This window comes from Rhodococcus sp. WMMA185, from assembly GCF_001767395.1.
GTDB lineage: Bacteria > Actinomycetota > Actinomycetes > Mycobacteriales > Mycobacteriaceae > Rhodococcus_F.
The window spans coordinates 1,722,774-1,748,821 of record NZ_CP017014.1; the positions used below are offsets into that span (position 1 = coordinate 1,722,774).

Consider the following 26,048-nt stretch of genomic DNA (forward strand, 5'->3'; position numbering starts at 1 on the left):
TCTCGACCCTCTGTGGCCCGAGATTACCGGTGGGACAACAGGCTCCTGCATCGTTCCAGCAGGGCGGCGCGCAGCGGTGCGGCCCGCTCGGCGAGCTGCAGTTGTCGGCGCACATAGTCGGCACGGCCGGACGGCGTCTCGATCGGCACCGGTTCGTAACCGTATTCGGACAGGTCGTACGGGCTGGCGGCCATGTCCAGTTCGCGAGCGGCGAGGGCGTGCTCGAGGCAGTCCACGACCAGGTCGGCGTCGATCAACGGCACCAGTTTGTACGCCCACTTGTACAGATCCATTCCCGCGTGGAGGCACCCCGGTTGTTCACTGCGGACCTGCCCCGCCCGGTCGAGCTGGGTTGCGTTCCGGGGGACGGCAGCAGGGGTGAAGAACCGGAACGCGTCGTAGTGGGTGCAGCGCAGCGGCATCGACTCCACGACGGCGTCGGTGTCCTCATGGCTCAGCCGCAGCGGCACCTGCCGGTGCCGTACCGCATCGCCCCCGCCGCGATACACCATCGCCCACTCGTGCAGCCCGAAACAGTTCAGGTGTGGGCTGCGGGACTCGGTGGCGGCGAGAAGTCCGGCGACGAACTCGACAGTCTCTCGCCGTCGGTCGAGCACGTCCGGATCCACCGCAACGCCGGTATCACCGTCGATGCTCACCGCCCGGTATCCGGTGTACTGCAGGTATTCCCCGGTCTCGGAGCCGGTGAGAACCACTCCGAAACCGGGGTGCCAGCGCCGCAGCTGGTTGGGCCGGAAACTGTAGTAGGTGAACAGGAAGTCGTGCACAGGGTGCGTGACCCCGGCGGCCTTGCGGTCCTGGTGTGGTTCGACGATGCGCGCCACCCGTTCGCGGTGACGCGCCCGCCGCGCCGTCCACTCCCGGCTGCAGAGAACCACGGGAGGGCGCCCACACCCGGTGCTCACCGTCACATCGATCGCTGTCCCGGATCGGCGCCCTCGATTTGGTGGGTTCCGTCGCGCACGGTGCCGACGTATTCCTCGACCAGATCCTCGAGCGCGACGATGCCGACGATCCGCCCGGTCGGGTCCGCCGCGGCCCCCAGGTGGGAACTGGAGCGACGCAAACTCGCAAGGGCCTCCGCGAGTGGTGCGCCGGTCGCCAGTTGCGGCAGGGGTCGAATGTCGGACCTCGGAATCACCGTGTCGGGTCCCGCGTGCTCGTCGGCTACGTCGTCGAGCACATCCTTGAGGTGGAGGTATCCCACCAGCGAACCGTCCTCGGCGCGCACCGGGTATCGGGAGAAGCCGGTCTCGATGACGGCCTCCTCGATGCTGCCGAGCCGGGTTCCACCAGCCGAGAGCGGGATGGTCCGGACCTCCTCGAGGGGAATCATCACCTCGGCGACGGTGCGGTCGGTCGATTCCAGGGCTTGGGTCAGCCGCCGGTGCTCTTCCGCGTCGATGAGGCCCTCGGAACGGGATTCGCCGATCATCTCCGACAGTTCCACTGCCGAAACGGTGACCTCCAGTTCGTCCTTCGGTTCGACCCGCAGCAACCTCAGCGTGAGGTTCGCGCACACGTTGTAGAACGAGATGAGCGGGCGGGCCAGCTTGATGAACAGCAAGTGCATCGGCACCAGCAGCATGGCCGATCGTTCCGGTCCCGCCAGCGCGATGTTCTTGGGCACCATCTCGCCGAGCAGGATGTGCAGCACCACGATCAGCGACATTGCGATCGTGAACGACACCGCGTGCAGCACGCCGTCCGGTAGCTCGAGCGCGCCGAGGGGGACCTCCAGGAGATCCGCGATGGCCGGCTCGGCTACCTTGCCGAGAAGGATCGAGCAGATTGTGATGCCCAACTGCGCGGCGGCCAGCATCAACGACAAGTTCTCGCCGGCCTTGATGACCGTGCGGGCTCGTTTCTTGCCCTGCGCCTCGAGGGCTTCGAGCCGGTCACGTCGCGCCGAGATCAGCGCAAATTCCGCGCAGACGAAGAAAGCGTTGCCGGCCAGCAGCACGAAGGTGAGCAGCATCCCGAGTACATCGTTAGCCATCTTCACCCTCCTCCGGGTCGGCTTTGCCGGTGTCGGCGGGAACTGGTGTCAGCAGCACCCGGTCGATGCGCCGTCCATCCATGTGAGTCACCGTGGCCGTCCACCTGAGACCGGGTTCGGGCGTGGCGCCGGACGTCGGGAGTTCCACCACGTCGCCGCCTCGGGGGATCCGTCCGAGATGGGTGAGTACCAGTCCGCCGAGGGTCTCGTACTCGCCCTCCGGCGCAGTGAAGCCGGTGGTATCGGATACCTCGTCGACGCGGAGCAAACCGGAGCAGGACCAGCTGTTGCCGATCCGTTGGACGTCGATCTGGGGTTCGTCGTGCTCGTCGCGCACGTCACCGACGATCTCCTCGATCAGATCCTCCATCGTGACCAGTCCGGCCGTGCCGCCGTATTCGTCGACGACGAAGGCGACCTGCATGCCATCGGACCGGATTCGCTCCATCAGGGCGTCACCATCGAGGCTCGAGGGAACCACCGGGACCGTCTGCGCGAGAGAGCTGAGGCGCGTGGTGCTTCGGCGATTCGCGGGTACCGCGAAGGCATGCTTGATATGCACCACGCCGACGGAATCGTCGAGGTCACCGTCGACCACGGGGAACCGGGAGAACCCGGTACGCGCGGCGGTGTCGATCAGGTCTGCCACAGTGTCGGTGGTGGCCAAGGACTCGATCTTCACCCGCGGCGTCATCAACTCCTCCGCGGTGCGCTCCCCGAAGCGGAGAGAGCGGTTGACGAGAAGGGCCGTGCCCTTGTCGATGGCACCGCGTTGTGCGGACGCTCGAACGAGCGAGCCGAGTTCCTGCGGGGACCGAGCCGACCGCAGTTCGTCAGTGGGCTCCATACCGAGCCGCCTCACCCACATGTTTGCTGTGCCGTTGAGTCCGTTGATCGCCCACTTGAAGATGAGCGAAAATCCGGCCTGCAGTCCCGCTACCGCTCGTGCGGTGGGAAGCGGGTGGGAGATGGCCAGGTTCTTCGGTACGAGTTCGCCGAAGATCATCGAGAACGACGTCGCGAGAACGAGCGCGATCACCAACGATATAGCTGCAGAGAGAGATTCGCTCAAGCCGAAGGTGTCCAGAATCGGCCGGATGAACCGGGCCAGGACGGGTTCGGCCAAGTAGCCGGTGATCAGTGTTGTGATTGTGATTCCGAGTTGCGCACCCGACAGCTGGAAGGACAGCGTGCGGTGGGCGTGCTGAACCTGACGGGCGCGGAGGTCGCCGTCGCGTGCATGCGCGTCGACGGTGCTGCGCTCGAGGGCTGTGAGCGAGAACTCGGCCGCGACGAACACCGCGGTGCCGGCTGTCAGTGCGAGGAAGCCCAGAAGGGCGAGAATGCTGAGCGCGATGTCCATAGGTCATCGCCGCCAAGCGGGGAAGTGAGTGGCGCCGGGTTTGTCGCCCGGCTCGGTAGAGGATCCCTCCGAACCGGCGGAATCGGAGTCCGACCCCTCTGAAGCGTCGACCGATGCGTCGACGGGTGGGACATTTGCTACGTATGTGGGTGCCTCGGGCACCGGAGTCCTCTCGTTCGGAGTCGGCAACCGGAGGGTTCCGGTGCCGAAAACCAGTGTGGTTCGGCGGTCAATGATACCCGGTGAGTGCCCGATTCAGCGGAACAGGACACTCACCGAAACCTCGGGGTGCGCGTTCGTCACCAACCGGTGGGAAGGGGACGCCCCTCCGCGAATCCGGCCGCGGACTGGACACCCAGAACCGCCTTGTCGTGCAACTCCTCGAGCGTTCGCGCGCCGGCGTAGGTGCATGTGCTGCGCACGCCCGAACAAATGTGATCGAGTAGGTCCTCGACCCCAGGGCGTTCCGGGTCCAAACGCATCCGGGAACTCGAAATACCCTCCTCGAACAGCCCTTTCCTGGCTCGGTCGAAAGCGGTGTCGCTCGCGGTCCGGGCGGCCACCGCACGTTTGGAGGCCATACCGAAGCTCTCCTTGTAGGCGTTGCCCGACCGATCCACCTGCAGGTCGCCGGGAGACTCATAGGTCCCCGCGAACCAGGACCCGACCATCACGTTCGACGCGCCCGCAGCGAGGGCGAGGGCCACATCCCGTGGGTGACGAACGCCTCCGTCCGCCCATACGTGGGCACCCATCGTGCGCGCCTGTGTGGCGCATTCCTCGACAGCGGAGAATTGTGGCCTGCCCACCCCGGTCATCATGCGGGTGGTGCACATCGCACCCGGTCCGACGCCGACCTTCACGATGTCCGCGCCCGCGTCGATCAGATCGCGGGTTCCGGCGGCGGAGACGACGTTGCCGGCGACGAGAGGAACCCCGAGTTCGGCCTTCTTCAAGGTGCCGAGAACATCGATCATCTTCTGCTGGTGGCCATGCGCGGTGTCGACGACCAGCAGGTCGGCGCCGGCTTCGACGAGCGCGCGAGCCTTCGCGGCGACGTCGCCGTTGACGCCGACCGCGGCAGCAAGACTCAACCGCCCGCTGGCGTCGACAGCTGGTCGGTAGATGCCGGCACGGATAGCACCAGTACGGGTGAGAACACCGGCGAGCGTGCCATCTTCGTTGACGATTACCGCGAGCGAGTCGTGCTTGCCCTCGAGAAGCTCGAATACCTCGCGGGGAGATGCGGTGACGGGGGCGGTGACGAAGTCGGTCAGCGCCACCGCTCGCAGTCGAGCGAACCGGTCGACATCTGAACAGGAAGACTCGGTGACGATACCGACGGGCCGGTCGTTCTCGACGACCACCACGGCGCCGTGCGCGCGCTTGTGCATCAGGGCCAGTGCATCGGTTACGGCAGCGTCGGGGTCCAGCGTCACCGGTGTGTCTGCGACGAGATGCCTGCTCTTCACGAAGGACACGGTCTCTGCCACGGCGGCTGCCGGAAGGTCCTGAGGGAGAACGACCAGGCCGCCACGGCGAGCCACCGTTTCGGCCATCCGCCGACCGGAGACCGCGGTCATGTTGGCGACGACGATCGGAATGGTTGTTCCCGTCCCGTCGGCTGTGGAGAGGTCGACGTCGAAACGCGACGTGACCTCGGTGCGATTCGGCACCAGGAACACGTCGTCGTAGGTCAGGTCATAGGGAGGGCGATGCCCGTCGAGGAACTGCACGGTCAGGACGATACCGGGGATACGGCGGTGATGGCGAACGTCCCAGTGCTCATGCCCTGGGCGTCTCAGCGCGCCCCGCGTTTGCGGTGTCTCTGCGTAGCACGCGCAGACCCGGGCCCACGACCACGCCGCACCCCCGAACTTCCGGCTCGAGGTCTGCCGTGGCGCGACGACACCCCCTCCGAGTCATGTGCCTGCCTACCCTTCTTCGGAGTGTCCTGCGTGGTGGCACCGGTGCCGGGTACGGAAATGGGCTTCCCGGACGGTCGCCGTGCGCCGGTCATCCGGGTGAGAAACGCGTCGCCAGGGCGTACGGGTACGCCCTCCACCACGATCCCCGCTTTGCGGGTCAACTCCTCGACCTCGGCGCGCTCTTCTTCGGTGACGAGGGTGACCACCACACCGGTCGCTCCGGCCCGGGCGGTTCGTCCGGCGCGATGGACATAGTCCTTGGATTCGGTCGGGGGGTCTACGTGGACAACGAGTGAGATCCCGTCCACGTGGATGCCTCGGGCGGCCACGTCGGTGGCCACCAGCACCGGGGTGGTCCCGTCGGCGAACGCCTCGAGCGTGCGGTTTCGGTTGTTCTGCGTCTTACCGCCGTGTAACGCTCCGGCCGAAACCCCTGCGTCGCGCAACTGCTTCGCGAGACGGTCCACCCCGAACTTGGTGCGCACGAACATGAGTGTACGGCCCTGCCGTGAAGCGATATGTGCCGCAACGGATCTCTTGTCCTTCTTATCCACGAACAGCAGGTGGTGCCGCATCGTCGACGCGGGGGCTTCCGCAGGTGCCGTCGAATACGTGACGGGATCGCGCAGATATCGCTCTACAAGCGTATCGACCTCACCGTCGAGAGTGGCCGAAAACAGCAGTCGCTGACCATCACTGGGGGTCTTGTCGAGAATCTGCGTGACCTGCGGCATGAAACCCAAGTCGGCCATGTGATCGGCCTCGTCGAGTGTGGTGACGACGACGTCGTCCAGGGACACCGACCCCTGCGCCAGGTGATCGGCGAGACGGCCGGGAGTCGCGGCCAGCAGATCAACGCCGCGGGAGAGTGTTTCGACCTGCCGCTTGATCGGAATGCCGCCCACCACAGCGGCTACTCGCAGCCCCAGCGACAGTGCGGGCTCGTCCAAAGCACGCACGATCTGCAGTGCCAGTTCCCGGGTAGGAACCAGAACGACTCCGCGGGGGAAACCACGTCGACTCGCAGCACCTCTGAGTCGCGCCAACATAGGCAATCCGAATGCGAGGGTCTTCCCTGACCCCGTCGGGGCCCTGCCCAGGACGTCCCTTCCCGTGAGGGCGTCAGGAATTGCGGCGGCTTGAATGGGGGACGGCACGGTGATGCCGCCACGGCCCAGGGCGTGAATCATCACTGCGGGAAGGCCGAGTCCGAGGAACGTCTCACCTTGCGGTGCGGGCGAGGAACCCTGGTGTCCGGACATGTCGTGAAGGCTACCGTCTACGCGGAGCCCCCCAGGGAGCGCCGTGGCGCGTGCGGATCAGCGGCACGGCGCTCCCTGAGAAATACGAAACCGGCGAAGGCCCCGGTCTCAGGCCTGCACTTCGCTGCGGTCACCGCTCCACAGCGTATGGAACTTGCCCTCCGCGTCGACCCGTTCGTAGGTGTGGGCGCCGAAGAAGTCCCGCTGTCCCTGGGTCAGCGCCGCAGGCAGTCGCTCGGCGCGCAGGGCGTCGTAGTACGACAGTGACGACGCGAACGCCGGCACCGGGATTCCCAGCAGGGTGGCGGTGGAGACCACGCGGCGCCAACTGTCGATGGCCGTCTCGATTGCATCCCGGAAGTACGGCGCCAGGATGAGGCTCGGCAGTTTCGGGTTCTCGTCGTACGCGTCCTTGATGCGATTCAGGAAGCGCGCTCGGATGATGCAACCACCACGCCAGATCGTCGCCAGGTCGGCCGGGTGTAGATCCCAGTCGTACTCCGCGCTGCCGGCGGCGATCTGGTCGAATCCCTGCGCGTACGCCACAACCTTCGACGCATACAGCGCCCGGCGGATGTCCTCGGTGAACTGTGCGGCGTCCGCAGGCTTGTCCGCGAGCCGACCGGATGCGAGGCCGACCGCAGCCTTGCGTTGTTCGCGCGAACCGGACAGGGCGCGGGCGAACACGGCCTCGGCGATTCCGGTAACAGGGACTCCGAGATCGAGCGCCGACTTGACGGTCCAGCGACCCGTACCCTTCTGCTCGGCTGCATCGACGATCACATCGACCAACGCCTTACCGGTCTTGGCATCCTTCTGCTTCAGCACCTCCGCGGTGATCTCGACGAGATAGCTCTCGAGGTCGCCCGAGTTCCACTCGGTGAACACTTCGGCGATCTTGTCGGCGTCATAGCCGAGGGCATCGCGGAACAGGTGGTACGCCTCGCCGATCAGTTGCATGTCGGCGTACTCGATGCCGTTGTGCACCATCTTCACGAAGTGCCCGGATCCGTCGGGGCCGATGTGGGTGCAGCACGGGATGCCGTCGACCTGAGCGGCGATCGATTCGAGCAGCGGGCCGAGCGCCTCGTAGGACTCCTTGGGTCCACCCGGCATGATCGACGGTCCGTTCAGTGCGCCTTCCTCACCGCCGGAGATGCCGGCGCCGACGAAGTGCAGGCCCCGCTCACGCAGCGCCGCCTCACGGCGCATCGTGTCGGTGTACAGGGCATTGCCGCCGTCGATGATGATGTCACCGGGCTCCATGGCGGCGGCGAGTTCCTCGATGACGGCGTCGGTGGCATCGCCGGCCTTGACCATGATCAGCACGCGACGCGGCTTCTGCAGCGCGCCTACGAACTCCTCGATGGTTTCCGTACGGACGAAGTCGCCCTCGCTGCCGTGATCGTCGAGAAGTGCGTCGGTCTTCGCGATGCTGCGGTTGTGGAGAGCGACGGTGTGACCATGCCGGGCGAGATTTCGGGCAATGTTCGAGCCCATGACGGCCAGTCCGGTGACGCCGATCTGGGCGCGTGCGCCCTCGGTGTTGTCGATAGTCATAGATACAGCATTCCTTCTCACTCGGTGGTCGCGAAATCGGCGGTTGGATAGACCTCCAGCAAGGTTATCGCCGGGGTCATCGGCGTGCTGTGCCGATGCGCGGCGCCCCGCGGAGGAATCGCGGAGCTCTGCGGATCCTGTGGATCGTGCCGTGAGTGGAGCGGCTTCGTCTTCGCGCCCCCGCAAAGGAGCGATCGTGACCGAAGTTGTCCGTTGACTATGATTCCGGCCACAGGTAAGTATGAGCGGTCCGATCGAGCGGGAGTCCACTGCCTCAACTTCCAGGAGCCCCGGGATCACCTCGCTGTTCCACTGAGTTAGGAGAAATATGAATCGGCACAGCGGTTTCCGCGGTTTCCTCGAAGCCTGGCGCTGCACCCGACGTCTCTTGTTCGGGTCGACGGCCGTCGTCGCGATGGTGGTGGGTACCGCCGGAGTGGGAGCGGTGACTGCGTCGGCAGACACCGTCATCGGCACCGTCCCGGTCGGGGATGCTCCGGAGGGGGTGGCGCTCAGCCCGGATGGGGCCCGCGCCTACGTCGCCGACTCGAAGAGCAATAGGGTGTCGGTGATCGACACTGTGAGCAACATCGTGATCGCGACAGTCCCGGTCGGGACCACCCCCCAAGGGTTGGCTGTGACTCCCGACGGATCCCGCGTCTACGTCGCCAACGCCTACAGTGGTCTTCTCGGTGAGGTGTCGGTCATCGACACCGCCGACAACACGGTGGTCGCGACCATCCCCGCCGGGATCATCCCCGAAGGGGTGGCGGCGACCCCGGACGGGAATTTCGTCTACGTCACCAACAATTTCAGCAATGACGTGTATGTGATCGGCACTGCCGACAACATCGTGGCCACGACCCTCTCGGTCGGGGGCCGCCCCCAAGGGGTGGTGGTGACACCGAATGGGAAGTTCGCCTATGTCACCAACTCGAAGGACAATACGGTGTCGGTGATCGACACTGGCACCAATGATGTGGTCGGTACGGTGCAGGTCGGGGCAAGCCCGCACGACGTGGCGGTGACCCAGGACGGATCCCGCGCCTATGTCACCAACTCGAAGGACAATACGGTGTCGGTGATCGACACTGGCACCAATGATGTGGTCGGTACGGTGCAGGTCGGGGCAAGCCCGCACGACGTGGCGGTGACCCAGGACGGATCCCGCGCCTATGTCACCAACTCGAAGGACAATACGGTGTCGGTGATCGACACTGGCACCAATGATGTGGTCGGTACGGTGCAGGTCGGGGCAAGCCCGCACGACGTGGCGGTGACCCAGGACGGATCCCGCGCCTACGTCACCAACTCCGAAAACAACACAGTGTCAGTGATCGAGATAACCGCGACGCCCGATGTCGAGACCACGACGAGAGTGTCCCGGCCGACAACTACTGTGAAGGGCGTTGCAGTGGACCTCACTGCGATGGTCTCCGGGAACCCGTCCGGTGGCACAGTACAGTTCTTCGATGGCGTGATTCTCATCGGGGACCCGGTGCGGGTGACCGACGGTAGGGCGACACTGTCGCATGCCTTCACCGAGGCGGGCGATCACCCAATTACTGCGGTCTACAGCGGAACCGAGGGCTTTCTCGGATCGACCAGTCAGGTCGTTACCGCCGTCGTCACAGACGATGGCGGCGGCGCCGGATCGGCCGGAGGCGTCTTCGGATCCTGAGTTCGGCGAACTCAGCTCCGACGCTCGCGAATCGGGCCGTCGAAGCCGTCGTAGGAGCGACGATCCGTGCGGCTACGGAATCCACCGCGGGTGGGCGCGGGACGCCGATCCGGCGCGGCTGCCCCACGATCGTCGTCGCGGCGGAAGCCCCCGCCCCGGTTGTCACGGCCCCGGCTGTCACCGAAGTCGCGGCGATGGGTACCGCGGTCGAAGGTCCGCTCGGCGGTGGCGCGAGGGTTGTCGCCGCGGTCACCGAGGTCACGGCGCGGCGCTCGATCGTTCACCGTGCGGTTGTCGCGGTCCCCTCGGTAGCCGCTGCCGCGGGTGTCACCGTCTCGGCTTGGCCGAGCGCTCCGGTAGCCGCTAGATCTGGAGTCGGACTGGTCTCGACGGGGGTCGCGGCCCTCGAAGTTACGCCTGCCCGACGGCCGGTCGTCGTTGCTCCGATTGCCGCGGTTGGGGCGGCCGTATCCACCATCGCGCCGGGGCCCACGGTTGCCGAACTTTCTATCGCCGCCGCGGCCGAAGTGGGTTTCGCGCACCGGTTCTCCACTGGGTGCCTTGGCTCCGGTGATGCTGGCCAGCTTCTCCGAACCGGGGGAGACCGGCACAGCCGTGGCGTCGACGCCTGCCATCCCGGTCAGGCGCCTGAACGTGCGCTTCTGGTTGGGTAGCACGATCGCGACGACGATGCCCTTCTCGCCGGCACGCGCGGTCCGGCCTGCACGGTGCAGGTAGTCCTTGTGGTCGGCGGGCGGATCGACGTTCACGACCAGGTCGATGCCGTCGACATGGATGCCGCGTGCGGCGACGTCGGTCGCGACCAGTACCGGGGTGCGGCCGTTCTTGAATCGTTCGAGGACCCGGCTGCGCTGGTTCTGTGCCTTGCCCCCGTGCAGAGCCTCGGCGGCGATTCCGACCGCTCGCAGACGGTCGGTGATGCCCTCACACCCGAGCTTGGTCCGGGCGAACATGATGGTGCGCCCCTCGCGGGCACCGATTTCGGCAAGGACGTTGTCCTTCTGGCCGCGGTCGACGAGCAGCACGTAGTGCTCCATCGTGTCCACGCTGGCCCGCCCGTCCTCCGTGGAGTGCTGAACATGATCCGGAAGGAACTGGCGGACCAGCGACTGCACCTCGCGGTCCAGAGTGGCGGAGAACAGCAGACGCTGGCCTTCGGCCGGTGTGTCGCCGAGGATGGACCGCACCTCGGGCAGGAAGCCCATGTCAGCCATCTGATCAGCCTCGTCGAGGGCTGTGATTTCGACGGAATCGAGGATGCAGGTGCCCTGGCGGAGGTGATCACCGAGTCGGCCCGGGGTGGCGACGAGGACGTCGACACCACGCCGCAACTGGTCAACCTGTCTCGTGAACGGAGTTCCGCCGACGGCGGGTCTTACGCTCAGTCCGAGCGCACCGGCGTAGGTCGCGAGGGAATCGACCACCTGGAAGGCGAGTTCACGGGTGGGTACGAGCACCAGCGCGCGGGGACGCTTGGGTGCGGGTCGGTCTTCGTGTCGGGCGAGTCGGGCGAGCATCGGCAGACCGAAGGCGAGGGTCTTGCCCGATCCGGTCTGGGCGCGGCCGAGAACGTTGGTGCCCGCGAGTGCGTCCGGAACGGACTGCGCCTGAATCGGTGACGGGATCGTGATGGAGTTGCGGGCCAGCGCTTGCACCAGCGGCGCGGGCAGGCCGATCTCGGCGAACGTCACGGCGGCTGTGTCGGCTGCGCCGGCATTCTCATCAAGGGCTTCGATATCAGCCTGCTCGTCGTGGGCAGACGTCATCTGGACAGCGTTGGTCACGCGGTACCTCTCCGGGCATAGGGCGCGTCGCGGAGCGGGGGCTGTCGTTCAGCACGCACAATGGGACGAGCCAGGGCACATGTCACCTGGTCATCCATTCGCGTGAGCGCGGGGGAATGGGGCTGTGTGCCGTTTCGGTGTTGATCGACCTCGGTGTTTGGTGAAGTTCGGTGCTTGGTGAACTTCGGTGTTGATGAACTACCGCGGCCGCCGAACAGTGTACGCGACGCAGTGCCCGGCCAGCGAATTCGTTGTTCTGTGACGTGAGTGACTACAGGGCGCGGAACAACCTGCTCAGTTCGGTCAGCCAGGGGACGGCGACGGCGATTGTCGGCACGACGAGTATGGCGACGGACGCCGCATATGCCGCCAGCGATACGGACGTTGCCGCACGCGTCTCCGATGAGGCGAGCCGCTGCACCCGCAGCAGCGTGTCGGGGCCACCTGCAGCCATCGCTCCATTGGGAGCGTGTGAACCCGAACAGGCCACGAGTGCCCTGGCGAGTGCCGCTGGCCCGGTGGCGCGGACAGCGGAATCATCGGCCAGCATCTCGACAAGCAGCTGCACCGATCCCAGCGCCGACTTGCTGCGCACGACCTTCGGGAAGGCAGCGTTGACAGCGGTGAAGGCCTCGAGCACTAGGTCGTGTCGGGCGCGCAGGTGTGAACGTTCGTGGGAGAGGATCGCAGCAATCTCCACGTCGCTGAGTTTGGTGAACGTTCCCCGACTCAGTACGACTCGCCGACGCAGGCCGGGTAGGCAATAGGCGATCGGCTCGGCCGCGTCGAGGACGCGCAGATCCGGAGCGCGCGCAAGCGGGGACGCCGTGGGACCGTTGTCGAGGAGATCGACAAGCATGCGGTGCCTCGAGCGCCGTCGCCTGGTTCGAATACCGACCTGGACGACAGAGAAGATCAGCCGCGCCCCGACCATCAGTGTCAGAGCGAGAACCGCCACGTAGAGGAGCCAAAGGGGCAAGCCCAGAGCGTCGATCTCCTCGACCGGCGAGGTGGTCGGTCGGCCATCCGGGCCGGGAACGAGGAGTTGGCTGGCGATCGCAAGTCCCGAACCGAATGCAGACAGCACCGCTGCGAGGGCGATTGCCTGCCATAACACCAGGGCCGCGCGCGGTGCTCGGTACGGCCAGCGGGCACGACTCAGCAGCGCAGGGACTGGCCCTGCGAACAGGAGTGCGAGTACTCCGAATACCAGCGCGGCGGTGGCGTGCATGTCCTTCACATAATGCACGACGAATGTCAGACCGCGCGAGCGGCTCCGGGCTCATCGCCGCCGTCGGATCGTTCCTTGGACTCGAGTGCGGCGAGGGCCTCACGGAGTGCGTCGGCCTCGTCGGCACCGACCTGGCCGACGAAGTGAACGAGTGCGGCAGCGCGGCTTCCTGACTCGTCGGCCTGCTGGAGTGCGTCCACCATGAGGCTCGCGACGAGTTCTTCACGCTCGTGCACCGGCAGATATCGGTGTGCACGATCGTCGCGCTGCTGAATGACTAGGCGCTTCTTGGCCAGTCGCTGCAGCACGGTCATGACCGTCGTGTACGCAAGGTCACGTCGGGTCGCCAGTTCCTCGTGCACCTGACGCACAGTCTGTGGTTCCGATGTTGACCACAGGTGATCCATCACCGCGCGTTCGAGTTCCCCGAGACCAGCCATGTTCCGATTCTACGGTTATCATCTCGCGGGTATGCACAAGTGGGCGTAGCCAACAGTCGGTTCAGCGTGTGGTAATGGTCATAGTGTCGTCGGGTCGGTCGATGCTCGATTTGCAGCGGCGGGACCCCCTGTCGCGCCGTACACGTGACGCGTCCCGATCGGTACCACCAACGGGCGATCGGCCACCGGGTCGGCGATCACCGTGGCCTCGAGGCCGAACACCTCGAGGAGGAGTTCGGCGGAGATGATGTCCTTCGGTGCGCCTGCCGCGAAGACCGTGCCGTCCCGCATCACGATCAACCGGTCGCTGTAGCGGATCGCAAGGTTGAGGTCGTGGAGCACCATCACCACGGTGCGGCCCATCTCCTCGTGCATTCGGTCGACGAGGTCGAGAACCTCGATCGAATGCGCCAGGTCCAAGTAGGTTGTGGGCTCGTCGAGCAAGAGGATGTCGGTTCCCTGCGCGAGCGCCATCGAGATCCACGCGCGCTGCCGCTGTCCGCCGGACAACTGGTCGACCGGACGATCTGCAAGGTCGGACACCCCGGTCAATGCGAGCGCCTCGGCGACCTCGCCCTCGTCGTCCGACGACCACTGCCGGATCCACGACTGATGCGGATGCCGACCGCGCGCTACCAGGTCGGCAACCGTCAAGCCCTCCGGCGCGGTCGGCGACTGGGGGAGCATGCCAAGGGTGCGGGCGACGTCCCTGGTACGCATCGACCCGATGGCCTTCCCATCGAGCAGCACCGAACCAGCCCGGGGCTTGAGTAGCCTGCCCAGCGCACGCAGCAGGGTCGACTTGCCACACCCGTTGGGGCCGATCACGGTGGTGATCACCCCCGTCTCGATCTGGAGGTCGAGCTTGTCGACGATGATGCGGTCGCCGTATCCGAGGCTCACGCCTTCGGCGATCAGTCGTGCGTGCGGCTGCGCGGTCATGCCGTGACCTTCCGATTGTTGCGAACCAGCAGATACATCAGGAATATTCCGCCGAGCGCCGAGGTGACGATGCCGACGGGGAGTTCGACCGGCAGAACCGTGCGCGCCACCACGTCGCTGCACACGACGAGTACGGCACCGGTCAGCGCTGACGCGATCAGTGGCGGTCCCGCGGCGCGTACCAGCCTCAGGGCGACCTGGGGTGCGGCGAGCGCCACGAAAGCGATCGGACCCGCCGCCGCCGTCGCGATGCCCGCCAGGGTCACGGCGATCAGCAGGAGACGCGCCTGCGACCACTGCAGGCGGACGCCCAACGAGACGGCGTTGTCGTCGCCGAGGCGGAGCGCTCCCATCGTGAACGACGAGACGACCGCATAACCGCCGATCACCGCGACGGCGATCGCCACCGGCCACATCTGGTCCCACGACGCACCGCCCAGGGAACCGTTGAGCCAGATCTGGGCGCGGGAGGCATCGTTGATGTCCGCCGAGATGAGCAGCCATCCGGTGACCGCGATGAGCATGGCGTTGATTCCGATGCCGATCAGGATCAACCGGTAACCCTCGACGCCGGCGCGCCAGGCGAGCAGGTAGATGACTGCCGCGGTGAGCAGCGCACCACACAGCGCGGCCAGTGGGATACCCACGGTTGCCAGCAGACCGACGAAGGAGCCGCCCCCGCCGAGAACTATCAATGCAACCGCGGCAGCGCTGGCACCGGAGGTTATGCCGAGGATGTCCGGGCTCGCCAACGCGTTCCGGGCGATCGACTGGGTGATGGCGCCGGCCAACCCGAGGGCCATGCCGATGAACGCCCCGGTCAGCGCCCTCGGCAGGCGCAGGTCCATGACGATGAAATTCTGGGCCGAGGTGCCACCCCCGAAGAGCACCCTCGAGACCTCGGGGATCGACATCGGGTAGTCGCCCCGCCCGATGTGCAGGCAGAGCAGAAGGAACAGCGCCACCAGTAACGCTACGTTCACGGCGATTGCGAGCGGCCGGAGGACAAGGGAGATCGCCCCGAGGCGGAATGCCGGGCGCGCAGGAACCCCTGACGTCACCTTCGGTGTGGCGTCGCTGCGCAACTCGTCTCTGACACTCATAGCTTTGCCAGCTTTCTACGCCGAACCAATGCGATGAAGAACGGTGCGCCGAACACGGCCAGCACGATGCCCACCTGCAACTCACCCGGTCGGACGACGACGCGACCGATAACGTCCGCGGTGACGAGCATGATGCCGCCGAGTAGCCCCGCGTAAGGGACGAGCCAACGGTAGTCGGGGCCGGTGATCGCGCGGGCCACGTGGGGGACCACCAGGCCGATGAACGCGATCGGTCCGCAGGCTGCGGTGGCCGCACCGATCAGCAGCGTGATGGCGAGGACGCCAAGGACGCGGCTGGCCGCGACGTTGGTACCGAGGGCCCGGGCGACATCCTCACCAAGACTCAGGACGTTCAGCCCGGGGGTACTGACCAGGGCGAGGATCAGCCCGACGATGAGGAACGGCAGCACTTGCCAGAGCACGTCGAAACCCCGTCCGGCCACCGAACCGACCACCCAGAAACGGTAGGCATCCAGGCTGGCCTGGTCGATGATGATGACCGCGTTCGTCATGGCCTGGAGAAAGAACGCGACGGCAGCGCCGGCCAGTGCCAGACTCAGCGGACTCGCCCCACCGTTGCCGATCGACGCCAGCCCGAACACGATCACGCTAGCCGCGAACGACCCGGCAAAGGCGAACCACAGGTATTCGCTGGGCGTGGTGAAGCCGAACAGGTACATCGACAGCACGACAAGGAATGCGGCGCCGGCACTGAGACCGAGAAGGCCCGCATCGGCGAGTGGATTGCGGGTGTGGCCCTGAATCAATGCCCCGGCCACACCGAGTGCGATGCCCACTATGAGCCCCAACGCTGTGCGCGGAATGCGCAGGGTGTGCACGATGATGTCGGTCTGCGACCCATCCGCCGCGAACAGGGCGTGGAAGATCTCCGTGAAGGACAACGGGCGCGCCCCGATTGCGATGCTCGCGAGCAGAACCAGGGCGAGCAGGACAACAAGGACACCCAGGCCGACAAGCCTGCGACGGCGGATTCCCGCGACCGACACGTCCTTCGTGAGGACGGTGAAACCTTCCTCTTTCGCAGTGCTCTCGCGGACAACTTCGGTTCCGGATCCCCACGGCACCCGCGTCAGGGCCCGTATGGGGCCGATCGCGTCGCGAGTGTCGATGTCGCGGGTGACGAGGCCGACCCAACCCTTGCCGGAACTCTGCCCGGTGTTGCCCTCGCGAAAACCTCGGTTCCACACCGCAAGTGCCACCGCAATGGCGGCCGCGGCAGAGCCGAAGACGATGCGGTCTGCCTGCCCGCCTCCGTTGGCTTCGCTCAGCGCATCGACGGTATACCAGCCGAGGACGAGGGGAATCGCCACGATCCCGAGGTCGAATAGAGCCGCCAGTGCACGCAGATGCACCGGGGCACGGCCGTGCGGAACGTCGCTTTTTCCGTACGGTTCGTCGGTCGGCAGGTGCGGGATGTCGCTGCCGAACTGTCTGGTCGTCACTAGTGGAAGAGCTCCTGACGTGTCTGCTGGTGAACCGAGCAGGCGCCGATTCATCCACTTAGGTTACGGAACCCTATCCCGTAGACCGCACTTAGTTGCGGAATTAGGGCAGCCTTGCCTATAGTCGCTGTGGCGCGTCGAGCGGTCAGGCGATGCGCCGAGAACCGAACTACCGGACCGCACCGGAGTCCTGAGGGCTGCAGCGACTCCCGGTCCTCCCCTCGGCGGGCCTCACGATCTCCAGGCGTGAGGCCCGCCGATCCCTTTGTCGCACCCGCCGCAATCGATGAGTCGGTCGTCGTGTAGGCAGGACAGGGCGTGCGCCGCTAGGGCGCACCATGATCGGATGGGGAGCATGATGGCGGGTTCCGGCGAGCGGCAGGCCTCGAACGGGGAAGGTCGGATCGATACTGCCGAGGTATTCGAACATCTGGACAGGGGATTCGATGCCCTCATCGGACTCGAATACACCGAACTCAGTCCCGATCGCGTGCAGGCCCAGTGGACCGTCTCACCCGACCACCATCAACCCGCCGGAATTCAACACGGTGGAGTGTATTGCTCCGTAATCGAATCGGTTGCCAGCACCGCGGGGATGATGTGGCTCGGAGGTCGCGGACACGTCGTCGGGGTCAACAACAACACCGACTTTCTGCGTGCGGTACGCGAGGGAAGAATGACCGCCACCGCCGAACCCATCCATCGCGGCCGCACCCAGCAGTTGTGGGAGGTTCGAATCGCTGACGAACACGGCCGCATGGTCTCGAAGGGTCAGGTCCGGCTGGCCAACATCAGCGACACCGGCAGGCTCGGAAACTAGCCGGCCGGAATCACCGACAGCGAGGTATCACCCAGCGGCTTTGTGCGGGTGCTCGCTCGCGGAGATCTCTCGCTCCCGCTCGTGCCGCTCGAGTTGCTCCATCGCGTTTCGCGCGAAGACCCACTGCTCGGTGGACGCCATCTGTGCACGTCCCCGGCCGAGGAACGTGACGGTCCAAGACAGAATGGTGGAGAGCCTGCTCCGGAATCCGACCAGGTACATGAGGTGGACGGCCAGCCATGCCACCCAGCCGACGAATCCGCTGATCTCGAGTTTGCCGACCTTCGCGACGGCACTGAACCGCGAAATCGTGGCCATGCTGCCCTTGTCGAAGTACTTGAAGGGTGCGCGGTCCTCGGGCTTGTGGCCGTGTAGTCCGGCCTTGATCTGCTTGGCTGCGTACTTGCCGCCCTGCATGGCCACCTGGGCGAGGCCGGGCAGGTTGTCGAGCGACATCATGTCGCCGACCACGAAGACATCGGGGTGTCCGGGCACCGACAGGTCGGGATTGACCATCAATCGACCAGCGCGGTCCACCTCGGCCTCGGACTGATCGGCAATCTGCTTAGCCAGCGGACTTGCCTGCACGCCCGCGGACCACACCTTGCACTGTGACTCGATCCGTCGTTCGGTACCGTCCTTGTCCTTCACGACGAGACCGTCGACGTCGACATCGACGACCATGGCACCGAGCTGAATGTCGGTGCCGAGCTTCTCGAGCTGTTGCGCTGCTTTTCTGCTCAGTTTACCGCCGTACGCGGGCAGGACGTCGTCCGCTCCATCCAGCAGAATCACGCGAGCATCACGCGAATCGATGTTGCGGAAGGCCCCGGACAGGGTGCGATGCGCCAGTTCCGCAATCTGTCCTGCGAGTTCGACACCGGTAGGCCCGGCGCCGACCACCACGAAGGTCAGCAGGCGTGCTCGTTCCTCCGGATCTTCGGACAGCTCGGCCTGCTCGAAGGCGCCCAGAATGCGGCCTCGCAGCTCGAGTGCGTCATCGACCGTCTTCATTCCGGGCGCGAACTCGGAGAAGTGATCGTTGCCGAAGTAGGACTGACCGGCGCCCGCCGCGACAATCAGGCTGTCGTACGGGGTCACCGTGGTCCGCTCCAGAAACTGAGAGGTGATCGTCTTGGCCTCGAGGTCGATCTCCTGGACATCGCCGAGCAGAACCTGGGCATTCTTCTGTTTGCGCAGGACGAGCCGGGTCGCGGGAGCGATGTCGCCGACAGAGAGGATTCCGGTGGCCACCTGATACAACAATGGCTGGAAAAGATGGTGAGTCGTGCGTGCGATCATGGTGATCTCGACGTCGGCACCCTTGAGGGCTTGTGTGCCGAACAAACCCCCGAAGCCGGATCCAATGACCACGACGCGATGGCGGCGTGACTCAGCCGACTGGTTACTCATTCCAGACTCCTCGAAACATAGGCGACTAGTGCAACGGTAGTCGCCGCCGTTCCGCGCGGATCAGCAGGCCTTGCTTCGGTGCGGTCGAGCGCAGAATCGATCAAGAATCGCGCCTACTCCCACGGTCCGCGAAGCGGGCAGCGCCCTTGAGTGAACTGCCCGCCGCACGCTGCGGCCTCGGTTACTTCGTGTTGTCGATTTGCTTCCTCAGCGACTTCCATTCCGCACGTGTCGGTTCATCGAAATCCGGTCTGATCGACAACACGAACAGCCCCGACAGCCCGACCACCACGACGAGAACGACGAGCACGGTGACCACGTATCCGAAACCGACTCCAATTGCTGTCCAATCCATCCGACTTGCCTCCTCCGTTGTGGCCTGCTGTTGCGCAGGGTCGCCGATGCTTCGGATGCCCTCGTCACTCACCGCTGCAGTCACCCTGAGGGCACTGTCTAGACGTTACGTCAGGTTGTCGAACTCGCCAGTGACCCACGCACAATGGCGGGCAGCCGAGTACTCGAGTGAGGCAGGTCCGCCTTGTTCGATTGCGTTGTCGAAATTGCCGATGATGCGGTCGAATTCGAGGCTCGACAATTGGTCCGCGATGCGTCTGACCACCGACGCCGATAAGGGCAACCGATTCGGATACGAGCGAAGGAAAGACACCGTGCGACGGTCCGGGTTGGGAAACACTCCGTCCGCGGTGAGGAGCACGCCCCGGCCATCGGCTCCGCTTTGCCAGTGCGCCACCGCGCTACCCGGAAAGTGACCACCGATCTGATGCAGCGTCAGCCCCGGGGCGACCTCGTGTGTCCCGGACCAGAACACGGTCGGGCCGTCGCATCGTGCCAGCCACGAACGGTCGGCGTCCGCCACCAGGATCGGTACGTCTCCAAGTGCTCTCGACCATTGCGTCTGCACGCCGAACATGTGGGGATGGCTGGCCGCAACCGCGATGACCGGACCGTGCGACGCGACCACATCGATTGCCGCCGCATCGACGAAGCCGATCGGGTCCCACAACAGCGACCCCTGGGGCGTGCAGACCAGCAGGGACTGCTGGCCGATCGCGAACTTCGGCTCGACGTGCAGCCCGAACAACCCCCGCTCGACTTCGCGCACCTCGACACGGTGCCCCTCGGCGGACAGAGCCTCGACAGTCGTCCACACCTGACCACCCAGGGGAATGTACTGTCGTTCGTCTGCGCAGATCGCACAATCCTCGGGGAGGGGCGTGTATGGGTCCTGTTCGACACCGCACGTGGCGCAAAGATGAAGGGGCACTCCATGATCATGCCCCTCAGGGCACGCCTAGGAGGCGTAATCCGGCAGCCGTTGCCGCGGCGGACAGGACAACGACGACGAAAGGTGCCCTGCGCCAGGCGAGTATTCCCGCCACGAGCACCCCGGCAGGACGTGCTACTCCGGCCGGACCGTGACCCTCCATGAGGGCCGTCGTGCCTACGAGCGATGTGAGGAGTACGACCGCCGCGGCCGCCATCAGTTTCTCCAACCCAGGCCTGACGGCGAGACGGGGCTGCAGTATCGGTCCCGCGAAGCGAAAGGCGTATGTGCCCGCGGCGAGGGCGCCGACCGCTCCGATCAGGACGAGAGCTGAATTCAACGCAGAACCTTCCACCAGAAACCGATCAGCAGTCCGAGAAGTGAAGCAAGAATGGGTAATCCGGCGGGCAGGAGGGGAGTGGTCACCAAGGCGATGACCGCGCCGGCCAGTGCGGGCCCCCGGACATCACGATCACGCAGCGCGGGTAGCACCAGTGCGAGCAGGACGGCGGGGAACATGGCGTCGAGTCCGAGTGCGGCGGTATCACCTACCGCATTGCCGATCAGTGCGCCGATGAATGCCCCGAGAGGCCAGCAGATGGCGATTCCGACACCACACACCCAGAACGCGGCCCTCCTGCGGTCACGATCGGCCTGGCTGAGGGCGAAGACCACCGACTCGTCGTTCATCAGGTGACTTCCGAGAACGCGGGTCCATCCGCGATCCAGGACGTCTCCGACCGCCAGACCGAACGGAAGGTGGCGTGCGTTCACCAGCAGGCCGGCGAACACCGCCGCAATCGGGCTTCCGCCTGCGCCGACGATGCCCACGAACAGGAACTCAGCCGAACCCGCGAGCACCAGTACCGACAAGGCGACGGGTACCCACGGGTCGAGACCCCCACTGACCGCGATCGCGCCATACGAGATGCCGACGAGGCCGTCGGCAACGCACACCAGTGCGATGTTCCGGAGGAGGGCTGAGTCGAGTGTTCGTAATATCGAACGCATAACGCATATACTGAACAGTGCGGCCGTGTTCGTCAAATCGAACAATTGCCCAATCTAGCGAACAGGCACGGGATGGGGAGTCATGGAAAGTCAATCTCCGCTGGGATACATCGGCCCTTCGCTTCGCCGCGAGCGCGAGCGATCGGGCTTGTCCCTTACTGAGGTGGCCCGCCGTGCGGGCGTAGCGAAATCCACTCTTTCCCAGCTGGAGTCGGGCAGCGGAAATCCGAGCGTGGAGACGCTGTGGGCTCTGTGCGTCGCTCTGGATGTGCCTATGTCGCAATTGTTGGACCCGCCACGGCCGCGGGTTCAGGTGATCCGCGCGAACGAGGGTCCGGAGCTGGCATCCGAGCAGGCCGACTATCGCGCCACGCTGGTCGCGTCCTTCCTGCCGACAGCGCGGCGAGATGTGTATCGCATTGCGGCGGAACCGGGATCAGGTCGAGAATCCGAGCCCCACATGCCCGGGCTGGTCGAGCACGTCATCCTCAGTGCCGGACGCGCACTCGTGGGTGTCGCGGGGGATCCCGTCGAACTCGGACCAGGGGACTACATCACATACCCGGGCGACATCGCACATGTGTTCGAGGCACTCGAGCCGGGAACGCGGGCGGTCTTGATCTCCGAGTACAACTGACCACTGCAGTCCCGACGATTCCCCGAGAACGGGACCCGAGAGCGTGTTTCACCCAGACCAGAACTTACGCGGCGTTCACACTGAGGGGGATGGGTTGCGCTGTGCCGGGCATGGCGTAGGCGGTCTCTGGGAGCGGCGACGAACCCCAGACACCGCCTTCCGGGCCGTCGGGGTCCCTGCAAATCCAGTGGACCAGGTAATCGCCATCCGGCACGTCCGAGAATGTGAGTTCACGCGATCCGGGGTTGACAGTCACGTTGGGCTCACGAAAAACGGCGACGGATTCCGGATTCGTGACGTCGTCCGCGGCATCCATACCAACGACCCCGCACACGATGTCCTCGCCGGTGCCGTTGGTGATCGTGGTTGTGACGGTGCTGCCGTCCGCGGTGGACGCGACCGTGACGTCACCCGGTTCGGCCATCCCGGAACTTGCCATGGCCACGGCAAGGGTTCCGGCGAAGATTATGGAGGCGGCTGCGCGTTCCGTGAATGCCCTCATCGGAAACCCTCAATCTCAGCGACATTGTCCCTGAACATCCTCTTGATCGTTGATACCCGCGGTGCGGAGGGATAAACGCAAGATGTGCGCGACGGGGATTGAGGGTCTGGCCCGCGCCAACCGCTGGCACGTCGGCTCAACCCTGTTTGGACAGAGAGAACTGCATGACGTCGACACGTCCATCGCGGAACTGCTCGGCGCAGCCAGTCAGGTACTTCATGTACCGCTCGTAGGTCTCTTCCGAGGCGATCCGGACAGCGTCATCATGATGGGCGGCGAGCGCCGCGGCCCATATATCCAGTGTGCGAGCATAGTGCGGTTGCAGCGGCTGAATCCGGTCGACTTCGAACCCCGCCCGCTCGGCCGGGGCGGTAACCCATTCCGGTTCGGGCAGGAATCCACCACGAAAGATCTCTCGAACGATGAAGATCGCGAACCGAACGTGTTCCTCGGTAACGGGGATACCCCGCTTCTCCAGGCTGTCTCGCTGGTACGCGACGATCGAATGCAGCAACATCCTGCCATCCGGGGGGAGGAGGTCCCGGCACTTGTCGAAGAATGCCTGATAGCGGTGGCGGCGGAAGTGCTCGAAGGCGCCGATGCTGACGATGCGGTCTACCGGCTCGTCGAATTCCTCCCAGCCCTGCAGGCGAACCTCCGCGGTTCGCGGAGATCGGACGAGGGACCGAAGGAGATCGGTCGCGTACCGGTATTGGTTCTCGCTGAGGGTCAGGCCGATGACGTTGACGTCGTATTTGTCGAGCGCGCGGAGCATCGTCGAGCCCCAACCGCAGCCAACGTCCAGTAGCGTCATGCCTGGATGTAGGTCACATTTGCCGAGTGAGAGATCGATCTTGGCCAGCTGCGCTTGTTCAAGCGTCATATCCTCACGCTCGAAGTAGGCGCAACTGTAGGTCATGCTCGGATCGAGGAACAGCCTGAAGAAGTCGTCGGACAGGTCGTAGTGGGACTGCACTTGATTGAAGAAGGGCTTGAATTCCGGCATCGGGAGATCCTCACTTCGCCCCCCGTCTGGTCAACTCACGGTCGCCTCACCAGGGGAGACGGCTTCCTCGAACGTACCTGAATGCGGGTGACCCAGCGCGGCCCGAAAGCGTGACTTGACATAATGTCGATTATCGGCATTTTGAGTGGGCTATATCGGTGCAGGTCACAACGGCGGTCGACCCCATAGGTATACATACAGCGATCCCTCGCGGCTCGTTATCGCCGCTGGTGTCAGGTGAACGAACGCGGCCTGTGCGCCACTCGTGGATGGTCGCTCATATCGGGTCGATCTGCGCTGTGAATATTATTCAGCGAGTCGAATACGCGGAGATCTCGCGATGAAGTCGATCCGGACGATCCCGTGACTGCGCGTCCAGGCCGGATCGGCGCAATCCGTTCACTTTCGCCCACTCCTCCACCTCCCCGCATACGCGTCCCATTACGTCACAGTGACGTATTCAGTCTGTCGCTACCCGGATGCCTTGCCGTTGCGGTCGCCGGTCGCTTTGACGCCGACGACGCGCCGGAAGAGTGTTTGTACCGCATCGGTCACATCTTGATCCGGGTGATGATGGCAGGGTCCCACGTAGGCGTGGGTGAGGAAGTCGGCGGTGAGTTCGGGATTCTGGACGTCGAACTCACCGGCGGCTGCGCCGTCACGCAGCAAGTCCACCAGAAGGTCCCGAGCGGCGTGCATGGGTTCCTCGCCGCCGACGGCGCCCAGTTCGTGGAACAGCAGGTGATAGAGCTCGTGGTCGGTACGTTCGACGGCCAGCCAGTCGGCGACCAAACCGTCGAGCCGGTCGGTCCAGCTCAGGTCCGGTTGGTCCAGCCGCGCTGCTGGTTCTGCGAGCATCCGCTCCCACATCCGCCCCTGCAGGGCTGCGAGGAGTTCCTGTTTGGAGGTGAAATACAGGTACACCGTGCCCTTGGCCACGCCGGCACGGGCGGCGGCTTTGCTCATGGTCAACGCGTCGTAGCCGTCCTCTAGCAGCAGTTCGGCAACTGCGTCGAGGATCTGGCGGCGGCGCACATCCGGGGGCTGAAATCGACCGGTGGGGTTTGGTCTCTCGGTGGGCACGAGCCCTCCTCACTGTGGTGGGATCGACCGACTGGCGTTCAGTCAGCGTTCGGATTCCAGGATGGCATGCGATGCGCGGGCCACCACGATCAGTGCGGCCTGTTCGATCGGTCCCTGCTCGAATCCGCGATGCTGGTGCGCCGTGGCCGAGATCCGGTCGACTCGTTCGACGTGCAGTCCGGCCGCATCGATGCCCTCCCGCAGTTCGGTCTCGGTGAGCAGGTCACCCGGACCTGACCAGTGGAGGCGTTCGCCGTCCCACTCGCTGAGGACAAGGGTCCCACCAGGAGCGAGTGCGGCGGCGAAGGTTGCGAAGGTGGCAGCCTGGGCGGCGGGGTCGATCGGTAGCGCGTAGGAACTGAGCACCAGGTCGTAGCGCGTGGAAGGGCGCCAACTGGCCGTGTCTCCAAGAGCGAGTTCCAGGTCGAGCCCGCGAGCGCGCGCACTCGCACGGGCACTGGCAAGGGCGTTGGGTGCGATGTCTACGCCGGTGACCCGCCAGCCCCGTCGAACCAGTTCCAGGGCGTTGCCGCCCGCGCCGCAGCCCAAATCGAGTGCCATGCCCGGCATCAGTGCGGCGGTGTGAGCGAGCAGCAGAGGATCGGGGGCTGCGGTGTCGCTGCCGTCACCCCGATAAATGGAGTTCCAATCGAAATCGAGTGAGTGATGTGCTTCGTGCATTGCGTGACCTTCACAGTTGAGTTGACTGACCGACAGTCAGTAGTATGACCAGAAGTCAGTCGATTGTCGAGCCGTCGGCGGCAGACTGTCCCGCTACCGCACCGCCTATGGAGGTTCCATGTCCCGCTTCGGCAACCCGTTCACCGATTACTTGCAAAGCATCGGTGACCGCACTGATCTCTATGAGGCTGTCGCCGACCGAATCGGTGCACGCCGGGTGCTGTACCCCGGCAGCTACCTCGACCTCGCGCCCTCCTACGTGTGGCCCGACGTCACATACCTGGATTCGGATACCCGTGCCCACAGGGCCTTCACCGGTACCGATGCGGCGATATCCCTAGCTCGGACCCGGCGAAAGTACGAGGCGGAACCCAGGATCGAGTTCATCGCAGGTGACTACACGGACTCACTCGCCGCGCTGCCGAGAGCCCAGTGGGATCTGGCTCTCTCCCTCTACGCCGGTCCCGTCTCCGAGCATGCCGCCCGGTGCCTACGCCCAGGTGGGCATCTGCTGGTCAACAACAGTCACGCCGATGCCGGGCTCGCACACCTCGATTCTGGGTTCGAGCTCGAGGCCGCCGTCCATTGCGAGTCCGGCCGATTCCGGGTGGTCACCGACGGTCTCGACCGGTACTTCCAGCCCAAGCGGCCACCCCATCCCACCCGCGAGCTACTCCGGGCCGACGGACGCGGCGTGCGATATACGAGGCCCGCCGACGTCTACCTGTTCCGCACGAAGCAGAACCTCCCCGAGTGACGGGAGCTACTCCGGCAGGACGCGCCGACAGTCGGAGATTTCAGAATATACTGAA

25 protein-coding genes are annotated in these 26,048 nt (G+C 65.2%); 4 read left to right on the plus strand and 21 right to left on the minus strand.

Translation table 11 applies throughout. From position 1 onward, the window contains the following. Positions 1-23: 23 nt before the first annotated feature. The 6 genes from BFN03_RS07765 to gndA all read right to left on the minus strand — a co-directional run bounded on the left by BFN03_RS07765 (position 24) and on the right by gndA (position 8,133). Positions 24-899, minus strand: a complete 876-nt coding sequence (locus tag BFN03_RS07765) for a 3-methyladenine DNA glycosylase (protein WP_084385541.1) — start codon at positions 897-899, stop codon at positions 24-26. A 29-nt stretch (positions 900-928) separates the two neighbouring features. Continuing rightward, a complete protein-coding gene (locus BFN03_RS07770) occupies positions 929-2,020 on the minus strand; it encodes a hemolysin family protein (RefSeq protein WP_070378535.1) in 1,092 nt (363 codons plus the stop codon). Beyond that, on the minus strand, positions 2,013-3,383 hold the full coding sequence (locus BFN03_RS07775) for a hemolysin family protein (protein WP_070378536.1): 1,371 nt from the start codon (positions 3,381-3,383) through the stop codon (positions 2,013-2,015). Before BFN03_RS07775 ends, BFN03_RS07770 begins: the two co-directional genes overlap by 8 nt. A 299-nt stretch (positions 3,384-3,682) precedes the next feature. Continuing rightward, entirely contained in the window at positions 3,683-5,119 is a 1,437-nt protein-coding gene (locus tag BFN03_RS07780) for a GuaB1 family IMP dehydrogenase-related protein (protein ID WP_070378537.1), read from the minus strand. 65 nt (positions 5,120-5,184) lie between these two features. Then, the gene (locus BFN03_RS07785) at positions 5,185-6,573 is read right to left on the minus strand and encodes a DEAD/DEAH box helicase (RefSeq protein WP_070378538.1); all 1,389 of its coding nucleotides are present in this window, start codon (positions 6,571-6,573) and stop codon (positions 5,185-5,187) included. A 108-nt stretch (positions 6,574-6,681) separates the two neighbouring features. Beyond that, complete coding sequence (gndA, locus tag BFN03_RS07790; RefSeq protein WP_070378539.1) at positions 6,682-8,133, minus strand: NADP-dependent phosphogluconate dehydrogenase; 1,452 nt, start codon at positions 8,131-8,133, stop codon at positions 6,682-6,684. Positions 8,134-8,461: 328 nt separating this feature from the next. Between gndA and BFN03_RS07800 the strand changes: the two genes are divergently transcribed. Then, positions 8,462-9,814 carry a YVTN family beta-propeller repeat protein gene (locus tag BFN03_RS07800; RefSeq protein WP_070378541.1) on the plus strand — a complete coding sequence of 451 codons (1,353 nt, stop codon included), beginning with the start codon at positions 8,462-8,464 and terminating at the stop codon, positions 9,812-9,814. Positions 9,815-9,825: 11 nt separating this feature from the next. Here the strand turns inward: BFN03_RS07800 and BFN03_RS07805 are convergent, their stop codons facing one another. The 6 genes from BFN03_RS07805 to BFN03_RS07830 form a co-directional block, all read right to left on the minus strand. After that, on the minus strand, positions 9,826-11,619 hold the full coding sequence (locus BFN03_RS07805) for a DEAD/DEAH box helicase (protein WP_070378542.1): 1,794 nt from the start codon (positions 11,617-11,619) through the stop codon (positions 9,826-9,828). A gap of 271 nt (positions 11,620-11,890) precedes the next feature. Continuing rightward, positions 11,891-12,850 (minus strand): M56 family metallopeptidase, encoded by a 960-nt coding sequence (locus tag BFN03_RS07810; protein ID WP_070380714.1) that lies wholly within the window; start codon positions 12,848-12,850, stop codon positions 11,891-11,893. 26 nt (positions 12,851-12,876) lie between these two features. Continuing rightward, positions 12,877-13,290, minus strand: a complete 414-nt coding sequence (locus BFN03_RS07815) for a BlaI/MecI/CopY family transcriptional regulator (RefSeq protein ID WP_070378543.1) — start codon at positions 13,288-13,290, stop codon at positions 12,877-12,879. 78 nt (positions 13,291-13,368) lie between these two features. Next, entirely contained in the window at positions 13,369-14,232 is an 864-nt protein-coding gene (locus BFN03_RS07820) for an ABC transporter ATP-binding protein (protein ID WP_070378544.1), read from the minus strand. After that, complete coding sequence (locus BFN03_RS07825; protein ID WP_070378545.1) at positions 14,229-15,335, minus strand: FecCD family ABC transporter permease; 1,107 nt, start codon at positions 15,333-15,335, stop codon at positions 14,229-14,231. Before BFN03_RS07825 ends, BFN03_RS07820 begins: the two co-directional genes overlap by 4 nt. Beyond that, positions 15,332-16,852, minus strand: a complete 1,521-nt coding sequence (locus tag BFN03_RS07830) for a FecCD family ABC transporter permease (RefSeq protein ID WP_084385542.1) — start codon at positions 16,850-16,852, stop codon at positions 15,332-15,334. Before BFN03_RS07830 ends, BFN03_RS07825 begins: the two co-directional genes overlap by 4 nt. A 304-nt stretch (positions 16,853-17,156) precedes the next feature. On the opposite strand from BFN03_RS07830, the gene BFN03_RS07835 reads away from it, so the two are divergent. Beyond that, positions 17,157-17,618, plus strand: coding sequence for a PaaI family thioesterase (locus BFN03_RS07835; RefSeq protein WP_070378546.1), 462 nt, complete (start codon positions 17,157-17,159; stop codon positions 17,616-17,618). A 27-nt stretch (positions 17,619-17,645) separates the two neighbouring features. Here BFN03_RS07835 and BFN03_RS07840 read toward each other — a convergent pair whose 3' ends face one another. From BFN03_RS07840 to BFN03_RS07860, 5 genes are all read right to left on the minus strand, one after another. Further along, positions 17,646-19,031, minus strand: a complete 1,386-nt coding sequence (locus tag BFN03_RS07840; RefSeq protein ID WP_070378547.1) for an NAD(P)/FAD-dependent oxidoreductase — start codon at positions 19,029-19,031, stop codon at positions 17,646-17,648. 181 nt (positions 19,032-19,212) lie between these two features. Beyond that, complete coding sequence (locus tag BFN03_RS07845; protein ID WP_232320467.1) at positions 19,213-19,470, minus strand: hypothetical protein; 258 nt, start codon at positions 19,468-19,470, stop codon at positions 19,213-19,215. A gap of 21 nt (positions 19,471-19,491) precedes the next feature. Next, entirely contained in the window at positions 19,492-20,316 is an 825-nt protein-coding gene (locus BFN03_RS07850) for a hydrolase (protein WP_070378548.1), read from the minus strand. Between the two features lie 16 nt (positions 20,317-20,332). Then, positions 20,333-20,656 carry an AzlD domain-containing protein gene (locus tag BFN03_RS07855; RefSeq protein WP_070380717.1) on the minus strand — a complete coding sequence of 108 codons (324 nt, stop codon included), beginning with the start codon at positions 20,654-20,656 and terminating at the stop codon, positions 20,333-20,335. Continuing rightward, entirely contained in the window at positions 20,653-21,327 is a 675-nt protein-coding gene (locus BFN03_RS07860; RefSeq protein ID WP_070378549.1) for an AzlC family ABC transporter permease, read from the minus strand. Before BFN03_RS07860 ends, BFN03_RS07855 begins: the two co-directional genes overlap by 4 nt. Before the next feature lie 82 nt (positions 21,328-21,409). Here BFN03_RS07860 and BFN03_RS07865 point away from each other — a divergent pair, with 82 nt between their 5' ends. Continuing rightward, complete coding sequence (locus BFN03_RS07865) at positions 21,410-21,964, plus strand: helix-turn-helix domain-containing protein (RefSeq protein ID WP_070378550.1); 555 nt, start codon at positions 21,410-21,412, stop codon at positions 21,962-21,964. Between the two features lie 64 nt (positions 21,965-22,028). On the opposite strand, the gene BFN03_RS07870 is transcribed toward BFN03_RS07865, so the two are convergent. The 4 genes from BFN03_RS07870 to BFN03_RS07885 form a co-directional block, all read right to left on the minus strand. Continuing rightward, positions 22,029-22,466: a hypothetical protein gene (locus BFN03_RS07870; protein ID WP_070378551.1), complete on the minus strand. Its 438-nt coding sequence runs from the start codon at positions 22,464-22,466 to the stop codon at positions 22,029-22,031. 136 nt (positions 22,467-22,602) lie between these two features. Beyond that, positions 22,603-23,472, minus strand: coding sequence for a cyclopropane mycolic acid synthase family methyltransferase (locus BFN03_RS07875; protein ID WP_070378552.1), 870 nt, complete (start codon positions 23,470-23,472; stop codon positions 22,603-22,605). Between the two features lie 471 nt (positions 23,473-23,943). Continuing rightward, positions 23,944-24,555 (minus strand): TetR/AcrR family transcriptional regulator, encoded by a 612-nt coding sequence (locus tag BFN03_RS07880; protein WP_084385543.1) that lies wholly within the window; start codon positions 24,553-24,555, stop codon positions 23,944-23,946. 42 nt (positions 24,556-24,597) lie between these two features. Then, positions 24,598-25,236: a class I SAM-dependent methyltransferase gene (locus BFN03_RS07885; protein WP_070378554.1), complete on the minus strand. Its 639-nt coding sequence runs from the start codon at positions 25,234-25,236 to the stop codon at positions 24,598-24,600. Positions 25,237-25,354: 118 nt separating this feature from the next. On the opposite strand from BFN03_RS07885, the gene BFN03_RS07890 reads away from it, so the two are divergent. Continuing rightward, positions 25,355-25,993 (plus strand): class I SAM-dependent methyltransferase, encoded by a 639-nt coding sequence (locus tag BFN03_RS07890; RefSeq protein ID WP_070378555.1) that lies wholly within the window; start codon positions 25,355-25,357, stop codon positions 25,991-25,993. Positions 25,994-26,048: the final 55 nt, after the last annotated feature.

Excerpts from the sequence above, each read along its gene's own strand:
- BFN03_RS07770 (WP_070378535.1), bottom strand. The coding sequence starts at position 2,020 with ATGGCTAACGATGTACTCGGGATGCTGCTCACCTTCGTGCTGCTGGCC.
- BFN03_RS07775 (WP_070378536.1), bottom strand. The coding sequence starts at position 3,383 with ATGGACATCGCGCTCAGCATTCTCGCCCTTCTGGGCTTCCTCGCACTG.
- BFN03_RS07785 (WP_070378538.1), bottom strand. The coding sequence starts at position 6,573 with ATGTCCGGACACCAGGGTTCCTCGCCCGCACCGCAAGGTGAGACGTTC.
- gndA (WP_070378539.1), bottom strand. The coding sequence starts at position 8,133 with ATGACTATCGACAACACCGAGGGCGCACGCGCCCAGATCGGCGTCACC.
- BFN03_RS07800 (WP_070378541.1), top strand. The coding sequence starts at position 8,462 with ATGAATCGGCACAGCGGTTTCCGCGGTTTCCTCGAAGCCTGGCGCTGC.
- BFN03_RS07810 (WP_070380714.1), bottom strand. The coding sequence starts at position 12,850 with ATGCACGCCACCGCCGCGCTGGTATTCGGAGTACTCGCACTCCTGTTC.
- BFN03_RS07815 (WP_070378543.1), bottom strand. The coding sequence starts at position 13,290 with ATGGCTGGTCTCGGGGAACTCGAACGCGCGGTGATGGATCACCTGTGG.
- BFN03_RS07820 (WP_070378544.1), bottom strand. The coding sequence starts at position 14,232 with ATGACCGCGCAGCCGCACGCACGACTGATCGCCGAAGGCGTGAGCCTC.
- BFN03_RS07825 (WP_070378545.1), bottom strand. The coding sequence starts at position 15,335 with ATGAGTGTCAGAGACGAGTTGCGCAGCGACGCCACACCGAAGGTGACG.
- BFN03_RS07830 (WP_084385542.1), bottom strand. The coding sequence starts at position 16,852 with ATGAATCGGCGCCTGCTCGGTTCACCAGCAGACACGTCAGGAGCTCTT.
- BFN03_RS07835 (WP_070378546.1), top strand. The coding sequence starts at position 17,157 with ATGGCGGGTTCCGGCGAGCGGCAGGCCTCGAACGGGGAAGGTCGGATC.
- BFN03_RS07840 (WP_070378547.1), bottom strand. The coding sequence starts at position 19,031 with ATGAGTAACCAGTCGGCTGAGTCACGCCGCCATCGCGTCGTGGTCATT.
- BFN03_RS07860 (WP_070378549.1), bottom strand. The coding sequence starts at position 21,327 with ATGCGTTCGATATTACGAACACTCGACTCAGCCCTCCTCCGGAACATC.
- BFN03_RS07865 (WP_070378550.1), top strand. The coding sequence starts at position 21,410 with ATGGAAAGTCAATCTCCGCTGGGATACATCGGCCCTTCGCTTCGCCGC.
- BFN03_RS07870 (WP_070378551.1), bottom strand. The coding sequence starts at position 22,466 with ATGAGGGCATTCACGGAACGCGCAGCCGCCTCCATAATCTTCGCCGGA.
- BFN03_RS07875 (WP_070378552.1), bottom strand. The coding sequence starts at position 23,472 with ATGCCGGAATTCAAGCCCTTCTTCAATCAAGTGCAGTCCCACTACGAC.
- BFN03_RS07885 (WP_070378554.1), bottom strand. The coding sequence starts at position 25,236 with ATGCACGAAGCACATCACTCACTCGATTTCGATTGGAACTCCATTTAT.
- BFN03_RS07890 (WP_070378555.1), top strand. The coding sequence starts at position 25,355 with ATGTCCCGCTTCGGCAACCCGTTCACCGATTACTTGCAAAGCATCGGT.